This is a genomic window from Thiolinea disciformis DSM 14473, assembly GCF_000371925.1.
GTDB lineage: Bacteria > Pseudomonadota > Gammaproteobacteria > Thiotrichales > Thiotrichaceae > Thiolinea > Thiolinea disciformis.
The window spans coordinates 32,367-54,831 of record NZ_AQVE01000004.1 but is presented as its reverse complement, the minus strand read 5'-3'; the positions used below and the strand labels follow the sequence as shown (position 1 = coordinate 54,831).

Genomic DNA, 22,465 nt, shown 5'->3' with positions numbered 1-22,465 from the left:
CACTAAACTAACTTGCCATCGTCAACAAAGAAGCATTGCCACCTGCCGCAGTGGTATCAATACTGATGACACGCTCAGTGACAAAACGCTCAATCCCTTCATCAAGCTGGGCTAGCTGTACACGAACACCTTGGCGCGCCGCTAACATTTGGCGCAGGGGTGTCGTGACAGTGGAATCACCTTCAATAGCTACTAGCGCCAACGATGGAAGTGCTGCCAATAACGCATTGATATCGTCTGGCATATCAAGCGCTGCTATTAAGTCTTTACTGAGAACTGGATACAAGGCTGGCAATAGTTGATTGGCTAGCTTACCACTAGGCATCACGACCGCATTCCCTGCTAATAAAGCTTGCATCACTTGCAGTAATAACGCGCTATCACTAGCACCTAAACACAGCACCAAACCTCGCCCATGCAAACGTAATTGATCACTTTCACCGGTTGGCCCTTGCAGGCGACGCAAGCTAAATAGCTGCTTCTGTTCGGCTACTAGCGGCTTTACGAGATCTTGCCAATCAGCAGGCAGTAGTTTCAAAGCCTGCTTAAGCAACTCAGCGCGATTAATTTGCTTATCCCAATCTGATTGTGCTTGGCGCGCTGCTTGAGCAAAGGCAGCGGCGTTAACAGGTGGCAGCATGGGTGCAGCATTGATACTGAGCTTAGCTAAGCTTACGGGAGCACTAGGCTGCACAAAACGCTGCAAATAATGCGGCCCGCCTGCTTTTGGACCAGTACCCGATAAACCTTCGCCACCAAAGGGTTGTACACCGACGACTGCTCCAATTTGATTGCGATTTACATACATATTACCGATCCGCGCCGTATCAGTAATTTTTTCGACACGATCATCAAGGCGCGAATGAATGCCCAAGGTTAAGCCATAGCCACTGTGATTAATCGCCTCAATCACTTGATCCAGCTCATGGGCCTCAAAAGCAATCACATGCAATACAGGGCCAAAAATCTCGCGTTCTAATTGCGCATAATGATCCAGACCGATCACAGTGGGCGCGACAAATAAACCCTGCAATTGATTAGCTTGTTGATGCTGAAATAACACGCGGCTTTTCGTGCGAAATGTTTCGATATGCGCACTGATGGTTTGTTGTGCTTCTTGATCAATGACAGGGCCAATATCCGTTGACGCCAGCCAAGGGTCAGCAATCACCAGTTCATTTAGCGCCCCCTGCAACATCTTTAATACTTTATCCTTAATATCACTTTGTACGAACAAGGCACGTAAGGCCGAACACCGCTGACCGGCACTTTGGAAAGCCGAGCTCACCACATCACGCACCGCTGCTTCTGGCAAAGCAGTCGAATCCACAATCATCGCATTTAAACCACCCGTTTCCGCAATCAAAGGTGCTTGTGCATTCCCGTGCTCAGCCATGGCTTTATCAATCAAATGTGCAGTGTCGGTTGAGCCAGTAAAGCAAACCCCTGCAATACGTTTATCACGTGTCAAAGCGGCACCCACCGTGGCACCATCACCGAGTAATAAACTAATCGCAGTACTAGGCAAACCGGCTGTTAACATCATTTCCACTGCGCGGGTCGCAATAAGCGGTGTTTGCTCAGCCGGTTTAGCAATGACCGTATTGCCCGCTACTAAAGTCGCTGCAATTTGTCCCGTAAAAATCGCCAACGGAAAATTCCACGGCGATATACATACAAATACACCACGCCCTTGTGTATGCGTGAGTTTAGCTCGGGCTTCGGCTGCGTAATAACGCAGGAAATCCACTGCTTCACGTACTTCCAATACTCCGTCCCAGCGTGTTTTACCAGCCTCACGGCTTAATAAAGCAATCAATTCATGCGTATGCGCCTCATAAACATTCGCAATCTTTTCTAATAAACTTGCACGCTCAATGACAGGTGTTTGATTCCAAGTAGTAAAAGCTGCGGAAGCTGTTTGCAAGGCTAATTCAACTTGTTCAACAGCAGCCGTCATCAGTGTCCCCACTTGATCATTAGTGTTGGCTGGATTGAAAACCGCTTGGCTCGTTCCTGTTTGCTTAACCCCTTCAATAATGGAATAAGCCTGCCAACGGTGTGTGTGGAACACCTGAATGTTCGCTTCAATCGTCGCTGCCATAAGCGGATTATTGACATTAAACCCTTGTGAATTGAGCCGACCTTGGCTAGCAAATAATTGCTCTGGTAGCGGAATGCTGGGGTGTGGTAGTGCATTTGCTTGGGCTAGGGTTTCAGTCACACTAATCGGGTCTTGCACAATGTCGGTAACCGGAATGTCTTCATTGAGCAACTGGTGTACGAAAGAAGAATTTGCACCATTTTCTAGTAGGCGACGTACCAAGTAAGCTAATAAATCCTCGTGCTCGCCAACCGGTGCATAAATACGTGTACGTTTGCCCTGTTGAACACGGATTAATTCATGTAACGCTTCGCCCATCCCATGCAAACGCTGCAATTCAAAGCCTTTCTCCTCACCCGCCATTGCCAAAATCGCTGCAATAGTTTGCGCATTGTGGGTCGCAAATTGCGGATACAAATCTTCACGATGATTTAATAGAAAGCGTGCTCCGGCTAGATAGGAGACGTCTGTAGAGGTTTTGCGGGTGAATACAGGATACGCAGGTAAACCCTGTACTTGTGCCTGTTTGATTTCTGCATCCCAATACGCGCCCTTTACCAGACGCACTGCAATTTTACGCTTCAAACTTTGCGCCAAGTCCTTCACCCATTCCAGCACGGGCAAACAATGCTTGGCATAAGCCTGCACCACAATACCGAAACCATCCCAGCCTTTAAAATCAGGGGTTCGCAATACCGCTTCAATCACTTGCAGAGACAAATCTAAACGCTCGGCTTCTTCTGCATCAATATTGAAGGGAATATTCGCATTGCGTGCCTGCATGGCTAAGGACGCTAAACGAGGCACCAACTCATTCATCACCCGCTCACGCTGAGTCGTTTCATAGCGCGGATGCAAGGCGGAAAGCTTGACTGAAATACCTGAATTATCATGCACATAAGTTTCACTAGCTTGTTCGGCAATCGCGCTAATCGCTTTTGAATAAGCGCGAAAATAACGGCGCGCATCTGCTTCGGTACGCGCTGCCTCACCTAACATATCGAAAGAAAATAAATAACCTTTTTCGCTTAAATTCTGACCATTACTAAAAGCCTCTTCGATGGTTTGACCCAGTACAAACTGCTGTCCCATAGCCTTCATCGCTTGACTGACGGCGGTACGCACTACCGGCTCACCCACGCGCTGAATCAAGCGCTTTAAAATACCACCGATCACCGAGCTGGTTTCTTGCTCATCCTCGCGAAAAATTTTACCCGTCAGCATTAAGGCCCAAGTAGATGCATTCACCAAAAGTGAGCCATCGGCTTGATGATCACTATGTTTTGACCAATTCACACCGCCAATTTTATCGCGAATCAAGGCATCCAAGGTTGGTGTATCCGGAACACGCAAATAAGCCTCAGCCAAACACATCAACGCAATGCCTTCATCGCTTGAAAGGCCATATTCCGCCAAAAAACGTTCCATCAAATTCGGATGAGGATTGGTACGCAACTCACTCACTATCGCCGTTGCCGAAGCCCGAATACGTGCGCGAGCAGCCTCATCTAAACCATGCTGATTAAGGCGCTCCAACACCACCTCAGTTTCTGTTCGAAACCATGCCTCATTCAATACAACACGCTGGATATCTAAAGCAGTTAAACTTTTTTCGGTGGGCATGACGAACTCCTAGGCTAACAAACGGCGGCTAATTTATTGCGGAAGATTAACAAGTTATTTTTAGCATTTTTCACTATAATCATGCGATTTTTCAGCTAAACATTCTGCAAAAATATGAAATCTGATGCTAGTTTTAACATGCTAGACGCGATTGACCGCAAGTTGCTCCGTGAATTACAACGCAATAGTAAATTAGCGAACACTGAGCTCGCCAAATTGGTTAATCTATCACCCACACCTTGCTTAGAACGGGTGAGACGCTTACAAGAACAAGGTTATATTCACCGCTATACGGCACAATTAGACCCTGAAAAGCTTGGGTATCAGCTGCTGGCATTTATTGAAATTACCTTGGATCGTACAAATCGCAATGTATTTGATGAGTTCAGCCTTTATGTGCAACAGCTTGAGCAAATTCAAGAGTGTCACATGATTGCTGGAGGCTTTGATTATTTAGTAAAAGCGCGTTTTCGCAGTATGAAAGATTATCGTCATTTTTTGGGTAGCACCTTCGGCAATCACCCCGCAATTCTATCCACCAAAACCTATGTGGTGATGGAAAGTATTAAAGAAAATAGCCCGCTGCCGATTTTAAAATAAGGATAGATTGTGACTGAGAGTTTATTAGCGATTATTCCGCTTTTCGTTTTGATTGCTTGTGGCCATGTAGCGCGACACACCTTGCTAGACATCAAAATGCTGCCTGCGTTGAATCAATTCGTGTATTACTTTGCCGTTCCAGCTTTATTATTCAATTCTGCCTCACGCCAGCCTTTAGCGCATCTATTTAATGCCCCCGCCTTACTAGCCTTCAGCTTCGCCGTGCTGCTAACCATCGCGCTAATTTTAGTAATTAGCCGCTTCGTTTTCAAAGTCACTAGCTACGATGAGCTAGTATTGCGGGGCGTAAATGGATCTTTTGCTAATTTCGCTTATATGGGCATTCCACTGACTTTTGGTTTATTGGGGGAATCGAGCCATGCTCCTACCATTAGCATTATTCTGGCGGGCAATATTCTAATTATTGCAGGTTCACAATTATTGATTGAAGCCAAGCGCCAACGGGGCCATTTTATAAAACAAGCGTGGAATATTGCCGACCGTTCTTTATTACGCAATCCTATTTTTTTATCAACATTCTTAGGATTAATGGCTTCGGCATTCAACTTAAAACTGCCTCACGTTATTAATACTAGCTTGAATATGCTGGCACCCGCTGCAATTCCGGTTGCGTTATTTTGTTTAGGGGCTAGCCTTTCCTTTAAACGCAGTCAAGCAAACTATAGCGAAATTAGCTGGCTTATTACTGTAAAATTGCTTATTCATCCTGCCTTGACATGGCTAGCATTTTATCTGTGGCAAACGGAAGATAAGGTCTGGTTACAAACCGCTGTTCTGTTAAGCGCTTTGCCAACAGGTGCCTTAGCGCATGTCGTTGCCTTACGTTATCAAATCTTCGAACAAGCCACCTCGCAAATCGTTGTATTTTCAACCTTAATTTCCTTAGGCACGGTAAGCTTATGGACAAGTTGGATCATTTAAACAACATTTTGTCAAGACATTTTGACCGCTTGTTTAAGCAATCGCTAACACCTCGAATGCCTTCGCCATTAGCCGCGCAAACACTGCCATTAATCCTAGTTTTGTAGTGCTTAAGGTTAAATCTTACTAAATAGCAAAGACAAACGTTGGGATTATGCTACACAGGACTATGACTTAATTTGCTTGCTAGGAGATTTTTATGTACCCATCTACCTATTACAACCCGATTTACACGCCTAATTACAATATACCCTCCCCTTATTACTCACCATCGCCCTATTATTATGGCGGCTATCAGCCTGAACCTTTCCCGTATAGCTATAGAAATCTACCACCTTACCTACCCAGCTATAATCGTCCTTACTATAATTCTTACTATAATCCTTATAGTCTAAATCGTGGTTTTTATGGTCAAAGACCGTATTATCCTTTACCACAGCGTAATAATTGGAACGCCCCTTATGATCGACCAAACTCCAACAATACCAATACGCCACGCATAAATTTTATTAATCAGCGCGCTAATGGGGAAATCGTAAAAGATGGAGCGGTTGCCTTAACCAAAGAGCAATTAAACCAACTGACTCGTATTTTGAATGCTCCATTAGTGAATGATCCTCCAGGGCAAGTTTTGCAAGTGCTCGATATGAACGGTGATGGTAAATTGAGCGCTGGCGATGCTGCCCAAACGATGAAACGTAATAGTCGGGGCGAGCTGGATCTGAGCCTGACCAGTTTAACGCAAGATGTGATTAATCGTTTGACTAGCGTTGCCTAAATTTTAATTTTTCTATCAGGTGTTTGCTTTTCAAACACCTGATTGCATGATTTAGACTAGACTTGATGATACTAAACGTGCTGGTGTAGTGATTGGCACTAAATTTGCCTAACATTCTCACCCCTCTGAATCCTGACCTAGGTTGATGAGCCGCTTACTTTTTCGTAAGGAATTATGATGAGTATCATTCAAGTTGCTAGCCATTTGACTTACCAAGTTGAATCACCCGCCAGTTTTATCTTTACGGTGGCTGTCGCCCAAAATACGCATCAAACCATCCAACAAGAACAATTAATCATCAACCCTTTAGTTCCTTATGAAGGTTTTATGTCTGGCGAAGAAGCCAATCGCAGTATTCGCTTTGCGCTACAACCTTGCACCTTAACGTTAGACTACACAGCTACGATTGAATTGAGTCACACTATTCACCAGCCGCCCCAATTAGATGAAGTGGCTTATTTGAATTTACCCACAGATGCTTTGCCCTATCTTAATCCTAGCCGGTATTGCGAGTCCGATCGTTTAGGGCGCTTTGCGTACAAGACCTTTGGGCATCTTCCAATGGGTTATGCTCGGGTCAGTGCGATTTGTGATTGGGTGTTTAATCACATTGATTATGTCTCTGGCTCTACCCATGGCTCCAGCAGCGCTTGTGATGTATTAGTACAAGGCATGGGAGTCTGTCGGGATTTTGCACACTTAAGCATTGCTTTATGTCGCGCATTAGGCATCCCAGCACGCTATGTAGCAGGCTATGCCCCCGAGTTGCAACCGCCCGATTTTCACGGCTTTTTTGAAGCTTATTTAGGAGGAAATTGGTACTTATTCGATGCGACCAAACTCGCCCCAGTCGGCGGCTTTGTACGTATTAGCGCGGGTCGAGATGCTGCGGATACAGCATTTGCCAATATAGTAGGCAATGTTAGTTTAGAAAAAATGGAAGTTTCTGCCCTCAGCCTGACCCAAAATGCACCGAGTCCAAACTCCGCCGTCTCAACGGCGTAAAAGTTTCAGGCCGTCTATGCCTGAAACCTGTGGTGGGTTTATTTTACCACGCCTGTAAACCCATTTGCTTTTTACCTAAGTCCGTTAAATCAGACTCGGTCGCACGATCTTGGTAGGCCAACTCATAATGCTCAGCCGCAAAATCAGGAGCACTTTCACCTTTTCTAAAGGCTTCGGCTTGCTTCTTTAAATAGGCCACATTTTTATCACAATACGGTGCTGCACCAATATAAATCACATTACTGTAACCTGTCCCACGGTGTGCATCCTCAACGGCATGCACTAAATCAGGGTGCCACCAAATCGTATCACCCGGATTCATTTTGGGAATACTGACTAAGCCCTCTAAAACTAAACTATGCCACTGTGGCACACATTGAAGTGCCCGTCCGGCTTGTGCACCGCACAAATCATCAGGTGGCACATCCTCTTGTAACGCACGCAAAAACATCCACGGCACTACGCGTGAGCTGGGAATTAATTGCAGAGTACCATCATTCGGTCCTTGCGGCGTTAAGGCTGTCCACCCTTGATAAGTACGAAACATGCTGCACACCGCAGGCGAAGGAATTTCATCGGTTTTGGTGCGATACGCTGCATCAAAAGGATCATAATCTTGCCAATTGCCATTTAATAAATGGCGATACACTTGATGAAAGCCTTGCTTATCCAGCCAACGCTCTACCGATCCGCCATCAATATGCGGTTTCAAACCCAAACTATTATCACCCGGCTCACGTTGGCGCAAACGATCGGCATACAAACATTCCCGATCAGGATCAAACTCTTGCTGTCCATCCCGTTCATAATGCCACAAACGATTCAAAGCCTTGCGCAATAAAGCCAAATTTTCATGCTGGCGTGCCTCCATTTGCGGCTTCGACCAATACACACTCAAAATCTGTGGCTTGCCCTTTTGCAAGGAAGAAAAGTATTTATCTAAACCTTTATCGGGTGTTTCGTAATAGCCATTTTTCTTCACATAATCAGCAATGCGCCGATTCCAATCGTCAATCAACTCACGTGAAAAAGTATTGCGCACGACCACACAGCCACGCTTATGAATCAAGGCTTTTTGTTCGTCATTTATATTGCCCTGCACCACCGCTGCAAAGTCGAGCTCAGGCACAAGGCTCGCACCTTGCTCATCTAGTGCTTTAATCTCGTCGATTTCTTGCTTGATGGAGGCAGAAAAACCCTCGAACGCGGATTTATAATCCACTCCTTTATTGCGTAATTCAGCTTTCATGGCGATGACAGCGGCGCCGAGTTGATCTTGGGTTAATTGCATTATGCTCCTCCAAACTGTGGTTTTGTCTTATCTTAGGCCGTTTGTACACAATTAAGCAATTAGCATGAGCACTCGAATAAGTGCCTTATTCTTCTACAGCACTGAAGCTTAGATTCTATTTTTAAAATAATACTTTACTATTTTTTCTAACTTGACTCGGACAGAACTAGCTCGTTGAAAAGCTATTAATTTTGCTAAGATAAGTAGGGTTTCAAACCAACACTAGTGAGTGTGCCTTTGATGACAGCTTTGCCGTTCCATGAGACACTTTAGCTTATGATTAGACAATACTCCATAATTGCAGCGCTCGTGTCAGTTTTACTACTGGGTGCTTTTGTTTGGTGGTTTCAAGGCAATTTAGTGCTCAATGCTGCGTATGCAATACTCGCCGTATTGGCGACATTAAGTGTACCGCTGGCCTATCGTTTATTTGGATTTGTACTACAAGATGATCAAATCTGGCTACAAGAACGGGAAGCGCGCGAACATGGCACCTTGCACTTTCGCTTGGATGAACTACAAAAAGACCTGCGTGAGCTAGGTTTGAATGAAGGCGTTCGTCAAGCCGATACTTTAGGCGAAATTTTGGATGATTATCATGCCGTGGTTGAAAATCGTTTCGCCGGTAAACAATCCAGCCCTTTAAGTTATTTAGGCGCCGCCCGCACGGTACAAAAACAAGCCATTCAAAATCTCTCTGATGTTGTTGCTGTGGCACGCAGTATGTCCAGTTTAGAAAGTAATAGGCGCAGTGGTCATTGGGCCAATACTCAAAAAAGCCAAGAACAAGAAACCATGTATGCCGAACAAGCCAATCGTTTACAACAATTACTACAAGATAATAATGAGCTGTTTGACGCGCTCACTAAAACCAGTGTGGAACTTGCCAATATGCGCTCAGTCAGTGAATTTGAGCGCACTGACACGCTCGCACGCTTAGTCGCTTTGGCGCAAGTTGCCAATCAATCAGGTAAAAACGGATGAAAAATATAACTCGAATTATTGTTTTTGCTATTTTTGCCATAGTGATTGGCAATATTATCTTTAAGAATCTTATTCCCAGCACAAGCAATACTGATGGGACCACAGTGAGCGCTGTTGGCCGCACCAAAAATACCCTGAATCGCCAAGAGGCTGAAAAAGAAATTGCTAATTTTGTAAAAAGAGATATTCAACCGTTATATAACGAAAATCAGTATCGTGCGAATATCCAACTCACCCCAACAAATCTGCTAAATATGTTGCCGGATATTAATGAATCGCCGATTGTGGTTCAAGCAAGTGATAGCGCTAACACCGAAGCCGTAGAAATCTTTACTTCTCCCGAAAAAGCAGGCAATGGCCGTGATGGCTTTTATATTGAATTAGCACAAGCTTTTAATAATCAGAATCAACGCATTAGCAATGGCAAAACAGCGCAAATTAGCTTGCGTAAAATGGACTCGGGCTTGGGGGCTCAATTTATTCTCGCGCGGCGCTATATACCCGATGCGTATTCGCCGAGCAATGCCTTATGGGGTTTGTATTTGAATGCTAATGGACAGCGGGTAGAAACGTTAGCACCCGCTACGGCTTCCAATACCGCAGGCATCGTAGTCAAAAAAGCCAAAGTCGATCAAATTACTACTAATGGTAAATTAGATATTGCGAAACTCTTAACCAATGTTAGTAATGGCAGTTTTGCTATGGGTTATACGAACCCTTATCAATCGAGTACTGGCTTAAATTTCTTATTAACGGTTTTAAATGCTTTTGCTCAAGGTGATCAAACGCAAATGCTATCGCCCGATGTGGCAAGTGCTTTTGAGGCTTTTCAAGCCGGTGTACCTTTTGTAGCCCAAAATACCTTGCAAATGCGCGATGCAGCAGTCGGCAGTGGTGTATTAGATGCTTTAGTTATGGAATATCAATCATGGATTAATGTCACGGGCATGGATGATTATCAATTTATCCCGTTTGGCGTGCGCCATGATAGCCCACTATATATTACGCCTGAAGCCGATCCAGCCGAACGTGAAGTATTAACCTTATTTGCGAATTATATCAAAAGCCAACAAGCCTTGAGTGATCGTTTTGGTTTTGGTGGTCAAGCTGATTATAAGGATGCTTATAGCTTGCAAGATGGCTCCGTTATTGGACAAGCCCAGAAGCTCTGGAAGCAGAAAAAATCGGGCGGTCGCCCTATTGCTGCAGTATTTGTTGCTGATGTTTCCGGTTCGATGGAAGGCGAGCGAATCAAAAACTTAAAACAAGCCTTAATTGAATCTTCTGATTTAATTAGCTCTACTAACTCGATAGGCTTAGTCACTTACAGTGATACAGTCAATGTTGATTTACAAGTGCGCCAATTCGATGTGCAACAAAAAGCTTTATTTAATGGTGCAGTGGAGCGTTTAGCACCGGGTGGAAAAACAGCTACTAATGATGCAGTAGTCGTTGCCGCTAATTTATTGGCTGAGTATGGCAAACAACATCCTGATTATAAGCGCGTCATTTTCTTATTATCCGATGGCGAAACTAATATGGGACTTAATTTTAATACGGTAAGCAACGCCTTAGAGGCTACTGGTATACCAATTCATTCGATTGCTTATGAATTAAGTTCTGAACACTTAAAAGCGCTGTCGAATTTAGCTGAAGGTGCCTATATTGAAGCAAGCACAACCTCAGCGGCTTATCGGATTGGCAACTTATTAAATGCAGAAATGTAAAGGACAGGCATGAAATTTCTGAAGATTTTTGGCTTATTTATTGCGCTGCACCTTATCGGCTGGGGCGGCACACATTATTACCAAAGCCAACATCCTAAGGAAATTTTAATTGTCGCGGATACCTCGTATGCGATGCGCGACAAATTCCCTGCTATGCTAGAGTGGATTACTGATTTTGATAAAAAAGCGCGCTACAAACATATTGTTGTGGGCACAGATAAGGCACTGTTGGGGGACTTAGCCAACTTACCCTCTAAAAATATTATTTTTCGTACCTCGTTCGGCTCACTAACCGCAGAAAATCTAGCGCGCTATGATCAGACTCCAGCCGATCAGAAAATCCTTTTATCTGATGGTTCGCAACAACCAGCCGGCTGGAAACTGGTAAAATTCTAGGGCTGTGATAGCAGCTAATTCTTCTATCTAGTATGCGCTGTGCTAACTTCATTAAAACACTTCTGCGAATGGACATGGCATGAAAGTTACTCATCAATTACGCTGGATATTGGCTGGAGCCATCTTGCTTGGCAGTCTAGCCTTTTTATTCTTTATTTTTTACGCGACTAATAGTGCCTTAGATGTGTGGGAACGCCTTCAAAACCTGCATCCCATTTTATTCTATTTATACCTCACACTAATTTGCCTCTTTATTGCTGCAAGTGTCTACTTTATCGCTAAGTTACTCTGGGGTGGACGTCAAACCAGCCTTGCAACGCCCCAACATCAAAAACCCGCTACTGCTGAATCCTTGGCCGCAGAAATCCAACAAGTGGAAGCTGCGGGTATGGATACCAGCGAATTTCGGGAAGAAATTAAAAAACTCGAAGAGCGTAAGGCCAGCGGCCAGATCAATATCGCTTTTTTTGGCGATGTGAGTACTGGTAAATCCTCGATCATTAAAGCGCTATTACCCACGGCTGGGGTCGACATTAATCTGCGGGGCGGTTCGACACGTGAGATTAAGGACTATGTTTGGCAAACCAGCTCTGAGGATCGTTTATTATTAACCGATCTCCCCGGGCGTAATGAAGTTGCTGGTAGTTTGGATGAACTAGCACTCGATGAAGCAGTGCGGGCGCAAATGGTCGTTTATGTGGTGGATTCTGACCTGACGCGTACGCAATTTGAAGACATTCAAGAACTCGCCGCGCTTGGCAAGCCCATGGTGATTGCGGTTAATAAAAGCGATCTTTATACCGACACCGAGCAGCAACAAATCACTGAGCGGATTCGTAGCCGCTTTCCGCAAGATAAACAAGGGAAGTCACTAGCACCTGAAGTGGTATTCATTCAATCCGGTGGTGTTGAAGAGGTGGTCAGGATTTATCCTGATGGTCGCGAAGAAACGATGCAGCGGCCGCGTAAAACTGATGTTTCCGCGCTGGCGACTTATGTACAAAATGAAATTGATACCCAAGTAGAATGGTTGGAACAATTACGCGATAGCAGTGTATTCACCTTAGTGCAACGCAAATTGGATGAATCCCGTGCAGTTTTTCGGCGTGAACAAGCCGAGAAAATTGTACGTAGCGGCACACGCAATGCCATGTTAGGGGCAATGGCCTCTATCGCGCCGGGTACGGACTTGGTGATTCAAGGCGTGATTGGTACACGCATGGTCAATGATTTATGCAAATTGTATGACGTGCCTATTCGCCAATTAGATATTGATAAGTTTCTCGATTTTAGCCAAAGCCAATTGAAAAAAACGATTCCGCTGATTCTGGCCGTGGCTGGTAATGCTTTAAAAGCTTTCCCCGGCCTTGGTACTGTCGCGGGCGGCTTGGTACATGCTTTGGCCTATGGTTTAATTTTCGATGCTTTGGGTAAATCGGTTGCACTCACTTTAGAACAACGTGGTGAACTCAAGGCGGCTCCAGCAGCGCTGACCTTTCGGGAGATGTTAAGTGGAAATTTGGAAGAGCGTACAAAAACATTGGCCAGATTGGTTGTCGATCAATACCGACAAAAAGACGCAAGTACCAGCGAGTCAAACCCCTGAGACTATACAAGCGGCCAGTGATGATGCTGAAAAGCTTAAAGACCCATTAGCTTTAGGTGAGCAACATCGCCAACTTGCTAGCGAAAGCCTGCGCAAATTATTGGAGGATGAACGTGTACCTGAAAGTGTGCGTGATGCCTTAAAAGATGATTATGCACAAGTCAAAGGCATGTTGGATAAGCTAGAGCATGGGCATATTCATATTGCGGTGTTTGGCCGTGTCAGTGTCGGAAAATCCTCCCTCCTAAATGCCTTACTCGGTAAAGAAGCTTTTAGTGTGAGCGTCCTCCATGGCGAGACCAAAACCTCCAACCAGCAAGCGTGGGAAGAATACGCTGACGGTGGTTTATACCTGATTGATACCCCCGGTATTAATGAGGTCGATGGTGAAGAACGCGAACGCATCGCTCACGAAGTGGCCAGCCGCGCTGATTTATTATTATTTGTGATTGATAGCGATATTACCGATGTCGAATTACGCGCTCTCAAAATCGTAGCACAGACTCATCGCCCTACTATTCTAGTGATCAATAAAGCGGATCGTTATATCGCGAAAGAAAAAGCTCAATTACTGGATGTATTAAAAGAACGCACGCAGGGCATTATTCTCCCGGAGAATATTATCTTCACCACGGCACAAGAAACGCGCCAAACGATTATTGTGGTGGATAATGATGGGAATGAACACGAGACCGAGCGCGTTCGTCCGGTCGAGATATTGTCTTTAAAAACACGCTTATGGGAAATTTTGGAAGCCGAAGGCAAAACCTTAGCCGCCTTAAATGCCTCTTTATTCGCAGGTAATTTGAGCGAGGAAGTCGGCAAGCGCATACTAGCAGTCAAGCATCAAATGGGCGAAGACATCATCAATATGTACTGCCTTGCCAAAAGCTTGGCGGTGGCAGTTAATCCCATTCCCTTTGCCGACTTAGTCGCCGCTGCAGCGATTGATGGCAGTATGATTGTGCATTTATCGCGTCTCTACGGCTTGCCAATGACCACGAGCGAAGCAGGTGAGCTCATCAAAACCATTATTGGACAACTGCTCATTTTAATGGGAACCACTTGGGCCTTGCATGTGGGCGCAACAGCCTTGAAACTCACTACCGGCGGCTTGTCTACCATTGTCACCGCTGCAACCCAAGGTGCGGTGGCTTGGTACAGCACACTGGTCGTAGGGCGCGTAGCTGAAAAATGGTTAGCCAATGGTAAATCCTGGGGTGATAGTGGCCCTAAACAAACCGTGCAACAAATTCTCGATTCATTGGATCGTGACTCAGTCATTGCAGAAGCACGCGAAGAAATTATGGGCTACTTACGCAAAACTTTGCGCAGTTGAGCGGATTTCCTAAGCTTCGCGGAACTTAAGGCAGATATACTAAACGTCTTCTTTGATGAGGATCGCTCATGTCAGCCCCACCCGCCCTGAAAAGCATTGAAACGCCTGTCAGCTACGTCTCGACAAGCTTAAGTTCTTTTCCAGTCGCCTTCTTTTCGGTGGTTATCGGCATTGCAGGTGTGACCCTCGCTTGGGAAAAGGCCGCTGTTCTAATGGGTCAGCCCGTTTGGATTGATCAGGCACTCCTATTCGTTGCGCCGCTTATTTTCATCGTAGTTAGTGCATTTTATCTCGTGAAATGGCTAAGACACGCTGCAGCAGCACGCCTCGAACTCCATCATTCACAGCACTTGGCTTTTTTACCGTGTATCTCAGTCGGCTTACTCCTGATTAGTCTCTCACTCCTAGCGAGTTTACCGGTGCTGGCTAAGTGGATTTGGATGATAGGTACCAGTCTGCATCTCTTATTAAGCCTAGTAGTCCTTAACGCATGGATGCAAAAACATTTGCAGCCACAACAACTAAGCGCAACTTGGTTTATTCCAGCGCTTGGCCACTTGTTAGTTCCTTTTGCTGGGGTGCCACTTGGTTTTGTTTATATATCTTGGTTCTACTTCAGTGTTGGTCTTTTGTTTTGGGTGATCTTATCCAGCATTGTTTATTATCGAATACTCTTTCATACCCCACCCGCCGCACGCCTTATAACCAGCCTACTCATGCTGATAGCCCCGCCTGCAATTGGGTTTATGGCTTATTTACAGCTTACACAGAGCTTTGATGCTTTTGCTTTATGCTTATATTATGCCAGCTTATTTTTAACACTTTTATTATTCACGCAATTACATTTATTAGCACGTCTCCGTTTCTGTCTGTCGTGGTGGGCTTATTCCTTCCCCCTTGCAGCGATTACCCTAGCGACTTTTAGTATGTATCAAAAAACCCAGACTTTCTTCTTTCTCTGGCTGGGTATTTTTCTATTATTAATGCTCAATATAGTCATCGTCATACTTTTGGTAAACACAATTCGTGCTATTCTGAATAATGCTATTTGTGTGGAAGATTAACGGAATAATCCTCTTTGACTAAGGAATAAGCGCATGACACGACGGATTTATATGGCTTACACGGGCGGTACTTTTGGCATGATGCCATCTAGCTCAGGTTTGCAACCCCAAGGTGGTTTAAAGCTACGCCTACAAAAACTACTGCCCAAGTCTGGTGTTAAGGGTATGCCGCAGTGGGATTTGCACGAATATGAGCGGCTGATCGATAGCGCAATGGCACAACCACACGATTGGCATACGATTGCCAAAGATATTGCGAGTCACTATGGCGATTATGATGGCTTTGTGGTGATTCATGGTACAGACACGCTTGCGTTTACAGCCTCTGCACTCTCGTTTGCGCTAAGAGGTTTACGCAAACCGGTCATCATCACAGGCTCGCAACTGCCCTTAGGTGAAGCTGATAGCGATGCCTATCCTAATCTTTTCGGCGCTTTAATGATTGCTGCTGAACAGGCCATTCATGAAGTTTGCGTTTATTTTAATGGCGCATTATTGCGTGGCAATCGCTGTAGCAAATTATCTAATCAAGCTTTAGCGGCTTTTGATACTCCGAATTATCCTACTTTGGGTCAGAGCATCGAGCCGCAACGCTATATCAATTTCCAACTGAATCGCCGTACCTTACTACCCAAATCTGCGCAAGAGCTTTTTGAAATAGTCACGCCAAGCTCCAAAGAAGTTGTGATTCTTCGCTTGCATCCGGGTTTTTCGGTTGCACAACTGAAACGCTTTTTAGCGCCACCCGTGGCGGGGGTTATTTTACAAACGTTTGGCTCTGGCAATGCACCTACACAGTTGGAAGGCTTTCTTGAAACACTCCATGAGGCCCATCAACGCGGCGTCATTATTGTTAATATCAGCCAATGTATTCATGGTAGTGTCGAACCAGGACGCTATGCGGCAGGATCGGCACTCACTCAAGCGGGTGTCATCAGTGGTTTAGATATGACGGTGGAAGCTGCGATCACCAAGCTTTATCATTTATTCGCGTTGAACCTGCCCATCCCTCAAATTCGTGCCCTCATGCCCACTGCTTTAGCGGGTGAACTAAGTTTGGCTTAGCACCAAATAGACTCCTAAACTGCGCTATAGTTAAACTCAAGCGGGCTGAAAAAACGAGGGCGTATGCGCAGTTTAGTCGCAAAACTTTGTATCTTGGGCACACTACTAAATGCCTGTTCGAATACCGCTCTCCAAGCAGAAAACAAACCACTGATTTTTTTCATAGGCTCTGATCCTAGCTATGGCAAGCAACTTTGGCAGAGTGACTCCACCACGCAAGGCACACGCATCCATGCCTTTCTGACCACCAAACCCAATGCTGGCTCTAATCCTTATCTACTCGGCAGCATCGGCGCACTTGGGATTTTTTCAGCCTTTACCCCTGAAACAGGTCAAGAAGTTTGGCGCACCGATGGCAGTGCTCAAGGCACTTTCTTACTTAAAGATTTAGTAGCGGGCACTAAGAGCAGTATGCCTAAAGGTCGAAGTTTCGGTGCACAAAGTGCTCAGACGCTGGGGAATACTTTAGTGTTTTGGAGCTATGAACCCAACTCACTCAATCTCACCCTCACGGATGGAACGCCTAGTGGCACTCAAGTCATTAAGCGCTTTATGACAGGTTCTGATACAGCACCCAATATCGATAATCCCACATTCTATCGCTTAGAAAATCAGCTTTATTTTTGGATAGCTGATGGTCAACACGGCTTAGCATTATGGCGTAGTGATGGCAGCAGCTCAGGCACACACTTAGTCGCGGATATGCCTCAGGATAAAACTAGCGATTACGCTCTGGCTTATCCCAACCCAATACTCCACACTGACACAGCTTTGTATTTTCTGAGTCCCAAAACACGTAAGGCAACCGCAAGCCCCTCCGGAAATGTCTTATGGCGCGTCACGCCTAAAGCGGCAGAAGTACTACACGAGTTTCCCGCTCATGAAGCGGTGAGCTTAATGGCGGCAGAAGCGCACCACCTAATCTGGTTGAGTAGCGACATGAATGATCAGAGCCAGAGCTTATGGCAGTTTGACACGGATAAAAAACAAGCTCGAAAACTCTTTAGTTTCCCTCAAGAAAAAAGCACACCCACCAGTCTCGGCGAAGCATGGTTTTATAAAAACCAAGTTTATTTCTGGCTAAATCGGCTGGACGAAAACATGGACATGGCCTTATGGTGCAGTGATGTAACGACGCAAAGTACGCAGTTGCTCGCTACTATGCCAATGCCCAATCCAGAATATCAAACCCCGCCAGAGTGGTTTAGCTTCGCAGATCGTTTGTATTTCTTTACCAAAGATGGTGTGCGGCCTGCACAGTTGTGGCTCAGCGATGGAACAGCGCAAGGAACGCGTAAATTATGGCAAGCGCTGAGCCCTCAATACGCGGGGGGAGCCGGTGATAGTTGGGATGACCAAACTCATACCTATGTTTTAGTCGGTGAGTATTTGGTATTCCCTAGCTTTTCGCCCAAAGGACGTGCGTGGTCACAAGTATGGAGTCTTTCACCAAAGCAGCCAGAAAAACCTGAATTATTAGGTGAGTTCGATGATCCTGAACTATTACGACCTGCTGAACCTAATCCTAGCGCCATCCTACAGTTTATAAGTGCCAAACAACGCTGGCAAACGGACGGCACACGGGCTGGCACAAAAATGCTAGGTCATGAACCCTTACGCGCCCATTGGCAATACTCCGAATGGCCTAGTGCTAGTTTAAAACCCCCTTTGAGTTTGAGTGGCTCAACGCCGACTTGGTTAATACCGCATCATCACGAGCATACAGGCGAAGAATTATGGCTAGTAACGCCTAATCCGCAGCAAAGCCAGTTAATCAAAGACATTAATATCGCAGCCGCCAGCAGTGATTTAGGAGAGCTTGAAGCGGTAGGCTCTGATTGGTATTACCGCCTGAATAATCAAATCTGGTACATTAATAGTCAGGCTAAGCAACCTATCCCACAATTAGTCAAAAACTTGCCCGCCGAACAAGAAATAGTGAGAAATGCCCATCCGCTAGCTAAAGATGATACGGCGCTGTATATCCTGACTAAACACCAAGAAACGACCAGTGTTTGGCAAATTATAAAAGGCGAAGCCCAAAAACTGACTCAAGCTCAACAAGGTTACGTGTGGCTATTTCCCAGCCGACAGGGTGTTTATTTAGCACACTATCCTAAAGAACAAAGCTACCACTTAGAACATTGGTACAACGGACAAACGCGTACCGTTCTAAAAAATAACTCTCCTACAGCACAACCATTAATAGCTGTTTTAGAAAGACCACAAGGCTTGCTTTACCTCTTAGCACCTAACTATGCAGTACAGCGTGAAAACAACTCTCAACACACATTATTATGGAAACCTCATCATAGTGCCGACAGCATAGTGGTCAGTAATCAATTTAACCCACCGACTCTATTGATGAATATAATCTCAGCAAGTGAGCAAAATATTTATAGCCTAGAGCAACGCAGCACTTATCCAGAAGTATATCAATTAGCACGCATCGATATTCCCAAGAAACAGTTGATCCCCATCAATGAGCTACCCGAACTAGGCAATTTTGTTCGTATGCTGGCTACATCCCAAGGTCTATTTATAGTCGCTGGACAGAATGCGCTAAGCCTTTGGTATATTGCTGATCATGACTCAAAACCCAAGCAGATTAAAAAATTTAGCGCAGAACAATCGATAGAATTAGTAAAAACACATGAAAACAACTTGTATTTTAATGTAAAAGCCAAGTTGTCTACGCTAAATGAGCCTAGCGAGTTATGGACAAGCGATGGGACACCCGAAGGAACAAGGCTCATTAAAGATGAATTGGCGATAGAGTAAAATAAGCTCCCTGTAGACTTTAGTAGACTTGATTGATTTTATAAAGATTGTCAGTATCCGTATAGAATTAACAACCCAATGCTCTCACTAAAACATGAAAAATATCGTTATTGGCATTCTTGGCACACGCTTAGATCAAAAAGGCTTAGGTAAGAAACGTTGGAATTATTGGCGTCCTTCAGTCAGCCTGCTGATGCAAGATAATTTTCAGGTGAATGAGTTTGTGTTGTTGCATCAAATACAAGAACAAGCATTAGCGGAGCTGGTTATGCAAGATATGCGTACCCAAAATCCGACAGCCTTGATTCATAATTATCTGGTTGCCTATGAAAACCCCTGGGATTTTGAACAGGTTTATAATCAACTTTATCAATTTGCTCGCAGCTACGAATTTAACCCTGAGCAAAATAATTACTATGTCCACATCACGACGGGTACGCATGTAGCGCAAATTTGCTTATTTTTATTGACTGAAGCCAATTATATTCCCGCAAAATTAATTCAAACCTCCCCCGCTAAAGGTAGCCTTAAAGGTACTTACCAAATTATTGATTTAGATTTATCACGCTATGATCAAATTGCCTCACGCTTTGCTAAAGAAGCACAAGAAGGTATCAATTATTTAAAAGGGGGTATTGCAACACGCAATAAAGCCTTTAACCACTTAATTGAGCAATTAGAACAAGTTTCTATTCGATCTGCTGCCCCAATTTTTCTCACTGGCGCAACTGGTGTCGGAAAATCACAATTAGCCAAACGCATTTTTGATTTAAAAAAACAGCGTGGTCAAGTCAGTGGGCGACTGGTTGAAGTTAATTGCGCCACTTTGCGCGGCGATAATGCCATGTCCGCCCTTTTCGGTCATACAAAAGGTGCATTTACCGGTGCTGTGATGGCACGCACAGGCCTATTACGCGAGGCGGATAAAGGTTTATTGTTTTTGGATGAGATTGGTGAGTTAGGCTTAGATGAACAGGCCATGTTATTACGCGCCATTGAGGATAAAGTATTCACCCCTTTCGGGAGTGATAAGGAGGTTAACAGTGACTTCCAACTCATTGCAGGCACGAATCGTGATTTATTCGAGCAAGTTCGTCGAGGTAAATTCCGCGAAGATTTATTAGCACGGATCAATCTATGGACTTATCAGCTTCCAAGCTTAAAAGAGCGTTTAGAAGATTTAGAGCCGAATATCGATTATGAACTACAACAATTCACGCATAAAATCGGCCATAAAGTCAGTTTCAATCAAGCAGCACGTGCACAATATAGTAAATTCGCTCATTCACCCAAAGCTTTATGGCGGGCTAATTTCCGCGATCTAAACTCCAGTATTACACGTATGGCTACTTTAGCTAAGGGCGGACGCATTACTGAAGAACTAGTACAATTAGAAATAGAGCGCCTATGTTATGATTGGGACAGCTTCCAAGTTAAAAAATCTACGACTGATGAATCTTTACTAAGTTTATGCTCGGAGGAAATTCTAGCAAATTTAGATTTATTTGATCGCATGCAATTGATTCAGGTACTCAAAATTTGTCGCCAAAGTCGCTCCCTTGCCGACGCGGGGCGCTGCTTATTTAATATCAGCCGCACACAACGCGCAAGCCAAAATGACTCACATCGGCTCCGTGTTTATTTACAAAAATATGGCTTGAACTTTGAGTTTATTCAAAAAGCTAGCGTCCCAACGCTAGATAATTTTCAATCCCCTTAATAGCATCATTGGCATGGTGATTCACATATAAAACCGTGGTTTCGCTACCTACACAGATGCGTTCAAGTAAGGCTAAAACTAATTGACGATTTAAATCATCCAAGCCCAGACAAGGTTCATCTAAAATTAATAAAGTAGGGTGTTTTACCATCGCGCGAGCAATTAAGACTAAGCGTTTTTCACCATAGGACAGTTGATTAAAAGACTCATTAGCACGTTCACTTAAGCCTAATAATGCTAACCATTTCTCTGCAATCTGACGTTCTTGCTCCGTATATTTTTGGTAAAGCCCAATACTATCATAAAATCCTGAAATAATAGTGTTACGCACCGTAATACTAACGCGATAATCCCATTGTAACGCACTAGATACATAACCAATATATTGTTTAATCTGCCAAATACTTTCACCATTTCCACGCTGCATACCAAATACAAAAATATCATTGGTATAACATTGAGGATGATCACCTGTTATTAAATTTAATAAGCAAGTTTTACCAGCCCCATTTGGCCCTGTCACCTGCCAATGCTGGCCGCGTTCAATCGTCCAATCCAAATCAGAAAAAATAACTTTATCATCATAAGCAATACATGCTTTCCGTAAACGCACTAGCGGCTGCTCAGGATTTAACGCGGGTGGACGATGCTGGGTAGGTGCTGCTGGAATGGTTAAATCACTGGTTTTCAGATGAACGAGGCGTTGAATATCCGCCGCAGCTTGCGGATCGTCTCTCACAATTTGATGACGTAATTGATCTTGCTCCATATAGGCGTAATGCGTGATAAAGTCTGGAATTTCATCAAAACGATTTAACACCATAATTATTTGTGTGGTCGGCGCAAGCTCAGTAAGTAAGTTATTTAAGTTTGCGACAGATTCCTTATCCAAACCCTCAAAAGGCTCATCCAAAATCAATAAGTCTGGCTTAATAGAAAGGGCACGAATTAATAATAATTTCCGTGTTTCACCTGTGGAGAGCTTACGAAAGCCTTGATCTAACAAACGATGATAGTCAAAAAGTGTTAATACGCGTTCTAGTAAAGCTGGGTCTTGTTCGGGCAATTGCAACATTTCACGTACTGGTGTTCCCTCCGGAATCACATCCAGAATATCGGCATCATCTTTTTTTAATTCGGCTTCAATTAAAGCAGCTTGGATTTCAAACGAAACTGCTGCTACTTTGGTTGGCAAACCGCACAAAGTACCCCCTATAGGCTCGCCTGCGCCATATAAAGTGGCAGCTAACGCTGATTTTCCGGAACCATTTGCACCTAAAATGACCCAATGTTGTGAAGGTTCAATCCACCAGCTCACAGCTGGCAAGCTGTAATACTTACTAAACTTCACCGTATAATTGGTCAATACAATTGGATTCATGGACAGCCTTTTATGATTAAAACCTTGAGACTAACTAAGCTAGACACATTCTGCAAACA

General features: G+C 44.5%; 16 protein-coding genes. 13 read left to right on the top strand and 3 right to left on the bottom strand.

Annotated features, from left to right (window positions below; genetic code table 11):
- Positions 1-7 precede the first annotated feature (7 nt).
- Positions 8-3,727, bottom strand: a complete 3,720-nt coding sequence (gene putA, locus A3IE_RS0104305; RefSeq protein WP_020394361.1) for a bifunctional proline dehydrogenase/L-glutamate gamma-semialdehyde dehydrogenase PutA — start codon at positions 3,725-3,727, stop codon at positions 8-10.
- Positions 3,728-3,865: 138 nt separating this feature from the next.
- On the opposite strand from putA, the gene A3IE_RS0104300 reads away from it, so the two are divergent.
- The 4 genes from A3IE_RS0104300 (at position 3,866) to A3IE_RS0104285 (ending at position 7,052) form a co-directional block, all read left to right on the top strand.
- Positions 3,866-4,327: an Lrp/AsnC ligand binding domain-containing protein gene (locus tag A3IE_RS0104300; protein WP_245539176.1), complete on the top strand. Its 462-nt coding sequence runs from the start codon at positions 3,866-3,868 to the stop codon at positions 4,325-4,327.
- Positions 4,328-4,336: 9 nt separating this feature from the next.
- Positions 4,337-5,269: an AEC family transporter gene (locus A3IE_RS0104295; protein ID WP_020394359.1), complete on the top strand. Its 933-nt coding sequence runs from the start codon at positions 4,337-4,339 to the stop codon at positions 5,267-5,269.
- A 199-nt stretch (positions 5,270-5,468) separates the two neighbouring features.
- On the top strand, positions 5,469-6,047 hold the full coding sequence (locus tag A3IE_RS0104290) for a hypothetical protein (RefSeq protein WP_020394358.1): 579 nt from the start codon (positions 5,469-5,471) through the stop codon (positions 6,045-6,047).
- Positions 6,048-6,221: 174 nt separating this feature from the next.
- Positions 6,222-7,052 (top strand): transglutaminase-like domain-containing protein, encoded by an 831-nt coding sequence (locus A3IE_RS0104285; RefSeq protein ID WP_211206793.1) that lies wholly within the window; start codon positions 6,222-6,224, stop codon positions 7,050-7,052.
- A gap of 43 nt (positions 7,053-7,095) precedes the next feature.
- On the opposite strand, the gene A3IE_RS0104280 is transcribed toward A3IE_RS0104285, so the two are convergent.
- Positions 7,096-8,343, bottom strand: coding sequence for a YbiU family protein (locus A3IE_RS0104280; RefSeq protein WP_020394356.1), 1,248 nt, complete (start codon positions 8,341-8,343; stop codon positions 7,096-7,098).
- Between the two features lie 309 nt (positions 8,344-8,652).
- On the opposite strand from A3IE_RS0104280, the gene A3IE_RS0104275 reads away from it, so the two are divergent.
- The 9 genes from A3IE_RS0104275 to rtcR all read left to right on the top strand — a co-directional run bounded on the left by A3IE_RS0104275 (position 8,653) and on the right by rtcR (position 21,025).
- Entirely contained in the window at positions 8,653-9,327 is a 675-nt protein-coding gene (locus A3IE_RS0104275; protein ID WP_020394355.1) for a hypothetical protein, read from the top strand.
- Positions 9,324-11,054, top strand: coding sequence for a vWA domain-containing protein (locus tag A3IE_RS0104270; RefSeq protein ID WP_020394354.1), 1,731 nt, complete (start codon positions 9,324-9,326; stop codon positions 11,052-11,054). The genes A3IE_RS0104275 and A3IE_RS0104270 overlap by 4 nt, the downstream gene beginning before the upstream one ends.
- Before the next feature lie 9 nt (positions 11,055-11,063).
- Entirely contained in the window at positions 11,064-11,450 is a 387-nt protein-coding gene (locus A3IE_RS0104265; RefSeq protein WP_020394353.1) for a hypothetical protein, read from the top strand.
- 79 nt (positions 11,451-11,529) lie between these two features.
- Complete coding sequence (locus tag A3IE_RS0104260; protein WP_020394352.1) at positions 11,530-13,056, top strand: GTPase; 1,527 nt, start codon at positions 11,530-11,532, stop codon at positions 13,054-13,056.
- Entirely contained in the window at positions 12,962-14,395 is a 1,434-nt protein-coding gene (locus tag A3IE_RS0104255) for a YcjF family protein (RefSeq protein ID WP_245539175.1), read from the top strand. The genes A3IE_RS0104260 and A3IE_RS0104255 overlap by 95 nt, the downstream gene beginning before the upstream one ends.
- A 68-nt stretch (positions 14,396-14,463) precedes the next feature.
- On the top strand, positions 14,464-15,459 hold the full coding sequence (locus A3IE_RS0104250) for an SLAC1 anion channel family protein (protein ID WP_020394350.1): 996 nt from the start codon (positions 14,464-14,466) through the stop codon (positions 15,457-15,459).
- 33 nt (positions 15,460-15,492) lie between these two features.
- Entirely contained in the window at positions 15,493-16,524 is a 1,032-nt protein-coding gene (locus tag A3IE_RS0104245) for an asparaginase domain-containing protein (protein ID WP_020394349.1), read from the top strand.
- A 63-nt stretch (positions 16,525-16,587) separates the two neighbouring features.
- A complete protein-coding gene (locus tag A3IE_RS0104240; RefSeq protein ID WP_020394348.1) occupies positions 16,588-19,305 on the top strand; it encodes a hypothetical protein in 2,718 nt (905 codons plus the stop codon).
- Between the two features lie 94 nt (positions 19,306-19,399).
- Positions 19,400-21,025, top strand: coding sequence for an RNA repair transcriptional activator RtcR (gene rtcR, locus A3IE_RS0104235; protein WP_020394347.1), 1,626 nt, complete (start codon positions 19,400-19,402; stop codon positions 21,023-21,025).
- Here rtcR and modF read toward each other — a convergent pair.
- A complete protein-coding gene (gene modF / locus A3IE_RS0104230) occupies positions 20,988-22,406 on the bottom strand; it encodes a molybdate ABC transporter ATP-binding protein ModF (RefSeq protein ID WP_020394346.1) in 1,419 nt (472 codons plus the stop codon). The genes rtcR and modF overlap by 38 nt on opposite strands.
- Positions 22,407-22,465: the final 59 nt, after the last annotated feature.

What these genes read in the sequence shown, in the direction of transcription:
- modF (WP_020394346.1), bottom strand. Translation starts at nt 22,406, where the DNA reads ATGAATCCAATTGTATTGACCAATTATACGGTGAAGTTTAGTAAGTAT.
- A3IE_RS0104265 (WP_020394353.1), top strand. Translation starts at nt 11,064, where the DNA reads ATGAAATTTCTGAAGATTTTTGGCTTATTTATTGCGCTGCACCTTATC.
- A3IE_RS0104280 (WP_020394356.1), bottom strand. Translation starts at nt 8,343, where the DNA reads ATGCAATTAACCCAAGATCAACTCGGCGCCGCTGTCATCGCCATGAAA.
- A3IE_RS0104300 (WP_245539176.1), top strand. Translation starts at nt 3,866, where the DNA reads ATGCTAGACGCGATTGACCGCAAGTTGCTCCGTGAATTACAACGCAAT.
- A3IE_RS0104285 (WP_211206793.1), top strand. Translation starts at nt 6,222, where the DNA reads ATGATGAGTATCATTCAAGTTGCTAGCCATTTGACTTACCAAGTTGAA.
- A3IE_RS0104240 (WP_020394348.1), top strand. Translation starts at nt 16,588, where the DNA reads ATGCGCAGTTTAGTCGCAAAACTTTGTATCTTGGGCACACTACTAAAT.
- A3IE_RS0104290 (WP_020394358.1), top strand. Translation starts at nt 5,469, where the DNA reads ATGTACCCATCTACCTATTACAACCCGATTTACACGCCTAATTACAAT.
- A3IE_RS0104260 (WP_020394352.1), top strand. Translation starts at nt 11,530, where the DNA reads ATGAAAGTTACTCATCAATTACGCTGGATATTGGCTGGAGCCATCTTG.
- A3IE_RS0104250 (WP_020394350.1), top strand. Translation starts at nt 14,464, where the DNA reads ATGTCAGCCCCACCCGCCCTGAAAAGCATTGAAACGCCTGTCAGCTAC.
- putA (WP_020394361.1), bottom strand. Translation starts at nt 3,727, where the DNA reads ATGCCCACCGAAAAAAGTTTAACTGCTTTAGATATCCAGCGTGTTGTA.
- A3IE_RS0104245 (WP_020394349.1), top strand. Translation starts at nt 15,493, where the DNA reads ATGACACGACGGATTTATATGGCTTACACGGGCGGTACTTTTGGCATG.
- rtcR (WP_020394347.1), top strand. Translation starts at nt 19,400, where the DNA reads ATGAAAAATATCGTTATTGGCATTCTTGGCACACGCTTAGATCAAAAA.
- A3IE_RS0104270 (WP_020394354.1), top strand. Translation starts at nt 9,324, where the DNA reads ATGAAAAATATAACTCGAATTATTGTTTTTGCTATTTTTGCCATAGTG.